Genomic DNA, 9,274 nt, shown 5'->3' on the forward strand with positions numbered 1-9,274 from the left:
CCTCCGTGACGACTTCGACGAGGGTGGTGCTCGGCTCCACGGGGGCCGTCACCTGGACTGGCAGCAGGCGGACCGGCTCGGCCTTCGCCGCCAGGTGCCGGCGCCGACGGTACACCCACGACTGCACCGTGCTCAGCCGCACGCCCCGCTGCCGCGCGAACTCCACCTGCGTCAGCCCGCTGGCCTCGAAAGACTCAGCGACACGGAACCACTCCTGCTTCTCCACCGGCTTCGACATGCACGCCAGGGTCCACGGCGGCGGCGCGTCACTCAACGCCCCTCATCACGTCGTTGGCCGGACGCTTACGGGCATCGAAGCCCATGACCGGCACGACGAGCTGCCCGTCGGCGCCCTCCCAGCGGTGGCCGATGACCTTGAAGCCGCGAACGCCTGCGATCTGTGTAAGGACTCTTGCGCGCTGACCCATCTCGTTCTCTCCCGGTTCGTTTGCACGTCCGAAAGAGAGCAGCCGGATGCTCCGGTGTCGATGGGTCAGCGCGTCGAACCTTCGGCAGCAGCACACGGAAATCTCACGAGATTTCACGTCCCGACTTCCGGCGAAGAGCGAGTAATCGGTCTCCTACTCCGAACCGAAGACCTGCGCGAGATAGTGCTTCGAGAACGCCGTCCAGTCAGGACTGTCGAAGAATGCTGCCTCGACCCAGTGGTGTATGAAACGCATGGCAAAGCCGCGCTGCAAATAGTCCTCGACGCCCACGGGCAGCGGCCGGATCTCTCCGACTCCGTCGAGTGGCACGAAATGCAGCCGGTCGAGGACCCGGCCCGATTCCATTTCGAAGCAGACCGCGAACTCGCCCTCGCAGTAATCGAAGGGCGCGAGGCGGTCGAGCAACTCACGCGCCTCCGGAAAGGATCCGTACGGGTCGAGTAGTTCCGCTCCACGTCGGCCGTCGATGCCGTCGACGCATGTGGAAACAGGGAGGACGTTCGCCTCTCCCCCAACGATGTCGATCTCGCGGTCGAGGTACTCGATTGCGGCGCCTTGTTGCAAGCGCCATCGGATCTGCATGGAATCAGCCTGCTCGTAGAAGCGCTCGAGTGCCGCGGGCAGTGTCAGAGTCTGTCGTACGCGGGCGAGATCGGCGCCATTGTGGCCATACGACAGCACGCACTGACCAGCTTTCGCCACCGAGGAAGCCGCGAGGGGCGCGATGCAAGCATGGTATCGGTCCGAGACCGGCTTATCGCTCATCGATGGATGATACGCGAGGAGACGCGTATGTCGAGCTGCGCCACCCAACGGCGCCATTCCGTTCACAGCGACGAGCCTGTGTCAGGGCGTCGTTTCGACGGTCGTCCCGGGCTCGATCCCCTCCCGCAAGCGATCAAAATCATTGAGTTATCAACATGATCGGCGCTCTAGGCAGGCGGCAGGCTCCCTTCGGAGCGTGCTCGAAATGGAAGTTATGCCCTTCCGGCGTTACTTTGGCCACCAAGCACGCTCGTGGAGCGCCTTCGTGATGCCATCTCCAGCGGGAAATACCGAGGCGGCGTCGACGCCAATTCGATGCAGGCCCATGAGGAGCTTTGGCGCTTCCGCGATCGGGAGTCGAAATCTGATCGAGTGCCTTACCTTCATTGTGCTGTATCCCGCCACATGCCTTTTTATCTGATCTTCGAATGGCACAATCGTGACGGTTTTTCTTCCACTCAAGAGTAGCTTGCTTTCAGTTAAAAATAGTCCCTCCTGTGCATGGAGGTTTCGATTGCCTGCGGCTGGCACTGAGTGCTCGATAATTTCGCCTTTGGGCATATCACCTTCAAGCAAGGACTCCCAGATGCGCCCAAATCCATCCAATGAGCGCTTGAATTTGAACGCCCAAACGACAAGATGCGTCGCCTTTGTCGCGACCCCGGCTTGAGATTCGCAATGCCATTTTGCGGCCTCTGTCGCTGGGAAGTAGGCGGCAACATAGGATCTGCGTGTCCAGTCGAGCAGTCTGGTTGCCAATCCATGGTGCTGGGCTAGTGCCATCAAGGGCACAAGAGCTTGGGCTGGCCATTGAAATGCACCATCGGCATCCCTTAGGCGCTTGAGACATTGATCGTCGGCCATCAGTTGGCGAACTTCTACAGTGTCTCCTGGTATTGAAAGACCAATGCGGTCAGCTCTCCAGTAGAAATCTCGCAGCGCCATCAACTCGCGGCGAACCTGGCCGTCGTTCGTGAATTGCGAGGGGGCAGTTTTTGACCAGTGGCCCTGCGTTCCATCGGGGAGCAGGGCAGTCGAACGTAGCGCAGAGGGTAATATGGGCCAATCAGCGTTCGCCTGCCCACGGAAGACCCACGCTTCGGAACTCGAATGCCAGAACCTCGGGTGACGTGGCGAAAGCACATCAATAAACTCATCTGCGGAGTCGCAGTCGACAGATTCGGGTTCAGCTGCTTTCCGGATTTCAATCTGTCGCTCCTCCGCCTGCAAGAGGTCGCGCACAGTGGAGTCGAAGGTGATGCCTTCGTTGGGCCTTGCCAGTGACAGCAGGGCAGCATGCTCGGCCACCCGATCTTTGGCTTCCTCCAGAGTCAAACCTTGCTGACGGAGCAACTCAAGCAGCCTGTCGTATTGCTCGGACACTCTTTTGTTCCCTGTGCTCTGTATAGATTGTTCAGTCTATACTGGGCGCTCTCCACCTGCGGCAAGGAAGCTCCCATCCTGAGCACGCTCCGAGGGAGGCTGCCGCCTACCCAGCAGCCGTGCTCAGTGTAAGGCGCTGAAATCACGAGGAGGCGGCCGCCTGCTCAGGATGAGAACTACACCCCGCTGATGGCCCAGCAGTCCGTGTGCCTCCGCGCGGAGCCCCGGTTCCCTCACTGCCCAAAGCCCCCCAGCGCGGTACGGCTGAAGCTCGCGGCACCTTGACTCACTCGCGCGGCGGACTGGCTGAACACCTGGAACGCCGCGCGAATCTCCTGGGCGCTCTGCCCTGGCGTGAGAATCCACTTGTCGTCGATGCCCATCTCGCGGAACACGCGCCGGAAGTCCGTGCTCCCATCGCTGATGCCCATCGCCGCGACGATGTGGTTCTCCGCGCGCTTCAAGTCATTCACCAGCGCCGCCACGTCCTTTGCCTTCGCCGACGTCGAGTGCTGGTCCGAGCCATCCGTAATCAACAGCGTCACCGTCCGCACCGGCACGCCGTTCGCGCTGAACTCCTGCGCCTTCGCCAGCACCGTACCCAGCAGCACCACCGACTGGTCATACAGCGGCGTGCCCTGGTCCGCCCGGTAGTTCTTGGCGTGCATCCGCACCACGTCCTCCACCGGCCGGTACGGGTTCAGCACGAACCCGTTGAGGTAGCGCGTGTGGAAGAGGACGCCGTCCTTCTGCTTGCTCGCCAGCAGCGCGTCCAGTACCAGGTTGTGCCCATCACACACCGTCTTCGTGTGCCCGGAGTAGTCGATGCTCCCCGAGTCATCCGGCATCACCGTCACCAGCACCACCTCGCTGGACTGCACGTCCTCCACGCAGACGCCGAGCCCCGCCTGAATCTGCGCGCCCAGGTCCACCACCGTCAGCGCCTGCAGCCCCGCTGGGCTCAGCACGCCCTCCGCGTGCGCGTCATCGAAGAGCTGTCGGATGCCACTGCCATTCGCCTTGCTGCTCATGTCCCGTGCTCCTTCTCCCCCTCCCGAGGGCAGGGCTCCGCCCGTCCCGCGCTGGCGAGCGCAGGCGAAGTGATTGTTGTGTGTCGTCACGCCCCGCGCCGCGAGGCTCAGGCGATGCGCAGGTCCGGCCAGCTCGCCAGCGGGTCCGTGGACTTCACCAGGTGCATGCCCGCGTCCGCGAAGCGCTTCAGCGACGCCTCCGCCTGCGGGGTGAAGTCCGCCGCGAAGCCGCCCTTGCCGTCCGGCACTGTCACCGCCGACATGCAGTCCGTCAGCAGGTACACCTTGCGCGCCAGCGCCGCGTCCTGCGCGACAATCTCCCCGAGCAGGTCATCGATGGAGCTCTTCACGCAGTGGCTCGCCGCCTGCCCTGCAATCACCACCGCGTCCGCGGTAAGCAGCGTCTTGAGGAACTGTGTATTCCGCTGCGCCAGCGGCTGGCCGTCATGCCGCCCCAGCACCTCCGGGCGCAGCACCGAGTAGTTCTCCGTCAGCGGATTGCCCCCCTTCACCTCCGCCCACGACTGCATGCCACGCGCGAAGGAGTGGAACAGCCGCGCCTCCTGCACCACCCCCGCCAGCGCGTGTCCATCGCTCCCCAGCAGGCAGTGCGGCGGCCACAGGTACAGCGTGTACTTGCCCGCCCGCTCCAATTCCTCGCAGTAGTACTTCACCTGCTTGAGCAGCCAGGGGTAGTTGCCACCGCACAGCCACTTCGCCATGGCGGGGTTGGGCCGCGCCTGCCCCCGCTCGAGCTGCTCGCGCGTCACCTCGCGGTACGGCGTCAGCGGCTGGTCGTCCTGGTCCACCCAGAAGGACGGGAAGAAAATCTGGTACGCGAAGTGGGTGTCGAGCGTCGCCGTCACGTTCGTCAGCGCGCCCAGGTTGCGGTAGATGAACTCCGCGATGCGTCGGCTGTCGTCCACCGCGCCGCGCCCGCTGCGTCCCGCCACGTAGAGCGAGCCCTCCGGGAAGCAGAAGTCCTTCTGCACGTCGATGAGCAGCAAGTGCAGGTTGAACGCGTCCGTCGCCGCCATGGAGACGTCGTTCGCCGCGCGCCAGCCCTGGGCCTCCGCCTGGAGCTTTCCCGCGTCAGGGCTGTACCCGAACTGACCGGCATGGGCCGCGTCGTAGAACCTCGGGAGCGGAAGCGCCTTCACTTGCGTCTTCATCGTCCTACCTCCTATGAGGCGTGGAGGCACCCGCTCCACGCGGTGTTGAGAAGTCCCTTCAGTTCATTCGCAGCACGGTGATGTCCTGCCGTCCCACCACCGCCAGCCCCTGCCGCACGAGGAAGAGCGAGCAGCCCGCGTCCACGAAGGGCTCGGCATCCGGGAACTCGCGCACCGCTTCGAGGCGACCCTGACGGAGCTCCACGCGGGTGAGCCCCGTATCGGTGGCGCAGAACAGCGCATCGCCCGCCGCGCACCGTCCACGCGGCGCGTTGCCCAGCCACGAGCCGTCACCGGCCTCCGCCACCGCGCTCGCACGCACGGCGCCGTCGTGGCCCACCACCACGCAGTGATGCAGCGTGCGCCCACCGGCCTCCTCCACCAGGAACAGCCACGCGGAGGGCCCATCGAAGACACAGTCCACGTCCACGAGCTTTCCCGTGGGCCAGGGCAGCGACAGGCCATCCTTCAAGCCTAGGCGCTCCGCGTCGAAGACGAAGGCGCCGCGCAGGCCGCCCGCGCGATGGAAGCCCAACCCGAAGCGCGGCCCCACGAAGAGCCGCGTCTGTCCTTCGAGCACCGCGCCCACCTGCTCCGGTCCATACGCGCCGTCCCGCCACAGCCCGCCGCCCACGGCCCAGTACCGGTGCCGAGCGTTGGTGGCGAAGGCGGACTGGCCCTCCGGCGCATCCACGCCCATGCGGTCCGGGGGCCGGCCGGGCGCCAGCACCGCCACCTCACCGCCCCGGCCCACCAGCGTCACGTCCCCTTGCAAGGCCCAGCGCAGCGACGGGTCCAGCGCCCCGCGCAACACGACGCGTCCGTCCTCGCGCCGGTATGCCCCCTCCGCGTGGTAGAGCCAGCGGAGCACGCCCGCCTCGTTGCTCGCGTGCACCAGCACGCCTCGCGTGGAGAACAACCGCGTCGCCGTCACCTGGCCCCGGCCCGACGTCACCGGCGTGGCGGTCGCGGTGGCGTGAGGCTGACACGTCGGGCAGGCCGCGCGCGCATGCTCCACGCCGCATGACGCGCAGGCAGTGAAGCGCAGCCCCTCCAGCAGCGGCTGCGGAAAGACGCCGCGGAGGTCCTCCACGAAGACGCGGTGCAGGTGGTGCAGCACGTCGTCAGGCAAGGTCGAAAGCGGCAGCGCGGGCTTTGGATACCGCACCTCCGGATGAAACACGGTGATGCGCTGGAGTACCCGGCCCGCGGAGGTCGTCCGCGCCGCCGCGCTCCTGGGCTTGTAGACGCCGCCGTGCGGTCCCACGCACAGCAGCGACTGCATCACCGCGACGGCATAGGCATACCAATCACTCTCAATGGACGCGGGCCTGCTGGGAGTCAGCCCTTGCGTGCCCGAGCTCCCGAGCCGCAGCGGGTCCAGGAAGCGCTCCGTGAACACCGGACAGAGGAACCCGCCGAACTGGAAGCTGTCCGCGTCGATGAGGTACGCCTCCGACGCCCCCGCCACGAGCACGTTGAGGTCGTTGAAGTCCCCCACCACCACGCCCGACGCGTGCACCGCGCCGAGCGTCCGATGCAGCTCGCGCAGCACCTCCACCACCCGCCCGGACGCCGCGCCCGCCCTGCGGAACGACGGCTCCCCGAAGCGTCGCAAGGGCTCCACGCCCTCCAGCTTGCGCATGGCGTAGCCAAGGACTTCGCGCGCCTGCTTGTCCGTCGCCAGGGCCTGTGGCGCCACCACGCGGCCAGGCAGTCCTGCCGGGAAGACGCGCAGCTTGCGCTGGTGCTCGTCCAGCCGTACGCGCGCCGCGGCCTGCTCCGCGGGCAGGCCCATGTAGTCGGGGTGCTCGGGCGGCTTGAACACCTTGAGGGCGCGGCCATCCCCCAAGTCGAACACGTCCGCCTCGCCGCCCTTGCCCAGCGCTCGCGCGGGGTTCAACCGCACCTTCTTGCCTTCGAGCCAGACGTCCATGGCCTCATGCCCTCCCCATGCGGCGGCGCAGCACCACCAGCGTCGTGTCGTCCGGCAGCAGGCCCGGCGTGCGCGCCAGTTGCTGGGAGGCGAAGTCCGCGCGCACGGCTTCTCGGTTGAGCAAGGCCAGGCGGCGGCGCAGGGCATCCGGGTTGGCGAAGTACCGGTCCTCCGTCCAGAGCCGCGACAGCGGGCCGACGAGCTCGTCCCGCGCCGGCATGCGCGTGGTGGCCAGCCGCTCCAGGTCCGCCACCCCGTCGGTGCCCAGCAGCAGCGCATGGACCTCCTCCGTGGGCACCAGGGCCCGCGCGGTCAACGCCACGTCCGCTCCGTGCGTCAACGCATAGGCGAGATAGGGCGGCGCGTTCCCCGGAAACGGCCCGAGCGGATGCACCTCGCCATTGAGCGCCCACACGCCGTCCCCCGCGGAGAAGACGAGCGTCAACGTGGGCGTCACCACCGCGCCCACCACGGTGAAGAGGAAGTCCCCCATCACCTCCCGCCCCAGGTCCGCCCGGAGCTCACCGAGCAGGCACAACACGTCCTCCCGAAGGCCTGGGAGGAAGGTGGGCTCATCCACGCGCTCACCGTCCGCGAGCCGCACCAGCGCGGCCCGCGCCAACCTGCGCGCCCCCAACTGTGCGCCCAGCTCACTGCAGGGCTGGCTGCCACAGCCGTCCGTCACCACTGCCACCAGGCCATGCTCGCTGGCGCGGATGCACAGCGCATCCTGGTTGTTGCGACCCGCTCGGGCGTGCTCCCGGCCTGGCACTGAGGCAGCGGCGATGTCGAAGGGCAGCGCGGACATGGCTCTCCCGGCACGAACCCGGGTTGAGCCCATGTTCGTGTCTAAGTGACACCAACATAGTGTCCACATGACACGATGTCAATGCGACGAGGCTCCCGGGCGTCCCTCAAGCCCGCAAAGGGTCAGAGCTCGAAGTTGAAGCCCGCCTTCTCCAGCTGCTTGTACTTCTTGTGGTCGAACCGGTAGAGGCGCGCGGCGCGGTGGGAGACGTCCTGCTCCACCTCGTCCAGCTCCTCGAGCAGGTCCATGGCGAGGATCTTCTTGCGGAAGTTCCGCTTGTCGAGCTCCCGCTCCAGGATGACCTCATACAGCCGCTGGAGCTGCGTCAGCGTGAACTTGGGAGGCAGCAGCTCGAAGCCGATGGGCTGATAGCGGACCTTGCCCTTGAGCCGCTGCAGCGCCGTGCCGAGCACGTCCGCGTGGTCGAAGGCGAGCTTCGGCGTATCCCAGACGGAGAACCACGCCGCGTCCCGCGCGTCCGTCGCCGCATGCGGCACGTGGTCACTGAGCTTCACCAGCGCGAAGTACGCCACCGTGACGACGCGCCCGCGCGGGTCTCTCCCCGGAGTGCCGAACGTGTAGAGCTGCTCCAGATGGCTGGGCCGGATGCCCGCCTCTTCGTCCAGCTCCCGGCGCGCGGCGTCGTCGAGCGACTCCTCCATCCGCACGAAGCCCCCCGGCAGCGCCCACCGCCCGGAGAAGGGCTCCACCCCGCGGCGGATGAGCAGCACCTTCAGGTCCTCGTCATCCAGACCGAAGACGACACAGTCCACCGTCAGCGCCGGCCTCGGGTACTCATAGGTGTAGCTCACGGCTCCCCGAATAGGGTCCGGAACACACCCGGGTCAAGTCAAGGACAGCGGTGGCGGTCGGGCCTTGCGCGGTCAGGTCCGGACCATGCGCGACAGCTGGCGCCAGTCGACGAGCTGGACGCTCTCCTCGGCCAGGTCGAACTCCAGTGAGCGCCGCATGCCGATGACGTCGCCGCCCATCTGGAAGGGCACTTCCCGGTCGAAGTCCATGCGCAGGCGCTGGACGAACCAGTCATGCATCTGGGGCATCGGATGCTCGCCGCGCCAGAGGCGGAACATGTTCCGGGTGGCCTCGAGCACGCCGGCGCCATAGACGCGCACGGACAGCCGGTGGGGCACCGCCTCCGCGAAGGGGAAGGCCTTGAAGCCGAAGCCCCACTCAGGCGTGGTGGCCGCGCCGGCGACGCCCGCGGGTCCCCGGTACAGGAGCGCGCCCTTGTCCCCATGCGCCACGGGCTGCACGGAGCCCCGCGCGTCCACCGTGAGGGCGGGGTCGGCCAGGTTGTAGACGGACACCATGGGGTTGCCCTCGCCGAAGACGTGGCGAGGCACCGTCCGGGTGAACATGGCGCCCAGGTAGCCACGCAGGCCGGCCTGGGTGCCCCGCAGCGGGCCGGAGGCGGCGAGCTGGTTCTTGAAGTCCTGAATCATCTCCGCGTCCCAGCCGGTGCCGGCGAAGGGGGCCACCTTGCCCTCCACGCGGACCAGGGCGAAGGGGCGCAGGGGCGGCAGGCGCTCGCCCACGGCGGCAATCTGCTTCAAGGCCTCCGCGGGCCGCGGCGCGCCGGTGACGCGCGCCCAGGCGTTGCCAGTGCCCATGGGGAGGACGCCAATGGCCGGCAGCGCCACTCCCGCGGTGCGCAGCTCATTGAGCAGCCCGGTAATCGTCCCGTCGCCACCGCCCGCCAGGAGGAGGGA

At 67.1% G+C, this 9,274-nt stretch carries 10 protein-coding genes; all 10 read right to left on the bottom strand.

The annotated features are described in order from the left end of the window. Nucleotides 1-238, bottom strand: a 238-nt coding sequence (locus HV824_RS37765; protein WP_255208522.1) for an IS66 family insertion sequence element accessory protein TnpB, incomplete at its 3' end; no start/stop codon positions are given. A 28-nt stretch (nt 239-266) separates the two neighbouring features. After that, on the bottom strand, nt 267-545 hold the full coding sequence (locus HV824_RS32765) for a hypothetical protein (RefSeq protein ID WP_176419621.1): 279 nt from the start codon (nt 543-545) through the stop codon (nt 267-269). A 36-nt stretch (nt 546-581) separates the two neighbouring features. Next, complete coding sequence (locus HV824_RS32770; protein ID WP_176419622.1) at nt 582-1,214, bottom strand: hypothetical protein; 633 nt, start codon at nt 1,212-1,214, stop codon at nt 582-584. Between the two features lie 228 nt (nt 1,215-1,442). Beyond that, the gene (locus HV824_RS32775; protein ID WP_176425007.1) at nt 1,443-2,597 is read right to left on the bottom strand and encodes an FRG domain-containing protein; all 1,155 of its coding nucleotides are present in this window, start codon (nt 2,595-2,597) and stop codon (nt 1,443-1,445) included. A gap of 233 nt (nt 2,598-2,830) precedes the next feature. Beyond that, entirely contained in the window at nt 2,831-3,628 is a 798-nt protein-coding gene (locus HV824_RS32780; RefSeq protein WP_176425008.1) for a hypothetical protein, read from the bottom strand. Between the two features lie 107 nt (nt 3,629-3,735). Continuing rightward, complete coding sequence (locus tag HV824_RS32785; RefSeq protein WP_176419625.1) at nt 3,736-4,800, bottom strand: nicotinamidase; 1,065 nt, start codon at nt 4,798-4,800, stop codon at nt 3,736-3,738. 58 nt (nt 4,801-4,858) lie between these two features. Beyond that, nucleotides 4,859-6,736, bottom strand: a complete 1,878-nt coding sequence (locus HV824_RS32790; protein ID WP_176425009.1) for a hypothetical protein — start codon at nt 6,734-6,736, stop codon at nt 4,859-4,861. 4 nt (nt 6,737-6,740) lie between these two features. Then, nucleotides 6,741-7,544 (bottom strand): protein phosphatase 2C domain-containing protein, encoded by an 804-nt coding sequence (locus HV824_RS32795; protein WP_176425010.1) that lies wholly within the window; start codon nt 7,542-7,544, stop codon nt 6,741-6,743. 122 nt (nt 7,545-7,666) lie between these two features. After that, nucleotides 7,667-8,356, bottom strand: a complete 690-nt coding sequence (locus HV824_RS32800; protein WP_176425011.1) for an NUDIX hydrolase — start codon at nt 8,354-8,356, stop codon at nt 7,667-7,669. A 72-nt stretch (nt 8,357-8,428) separates the two neighbouring features. Beyond that, a partial coding sequence (locus tag HV824_RS32805; RefSeq protein WP_176425012.1) for a diacylglycerol kinase family protein occupies nt 8,429-9,274 on the bottom strand: 846 nt, incomplete at its 5' end.

The organism is Myxococcus sp. AM009 (assembly GCF_013372605.1).
Taxonomy (GTDB): Bacteria; Myxococcota; Myxococcia; order Myxococcales; family Myxococcaceae; genus Myxococcus; species Myxococcus vastator.

Bases quoted from the DNA above. Each gene is read 5' to 3' on its own strand.
- HV824_RS32770 (WP_176419622.1), bottom strand. From the start codon at position 1,214: ATGAGCGATAAGCCGGTCTCGGACCGATACCATGCTTGCATCGCGCCC.
- HV824_RS32780 (WP_176425008.1), bottom strand. From the start codon at position 3,628: ATGAGCAGCAAGGCGAATGGCAGTGGCATCCGACAGCTCTTCGATGAC.
- HV824_RS32785 (WP_176419625.1), bottom strand. From the start codon at position 4,800: ATGAAGACGCAAGTGAAGGCGCTTCCGCTCCCGAGGTTCTACGACGCG.
- HV824_RS32790 (WP_176425009.1), bottom strand. From the start codon at position 6,736: ATGGACGTCTGGCTCGAAGGCAAGAAGGTGCGGTTGAACCCCGCGCGA.
- HV824_RS32795 (WP_176425010.1), bottom strand. From the start codon at position 7,544: ATGTCCGCGCTGCCCTTCGACATCGCCGCTGCCTCAGTGCCAGGCCGG.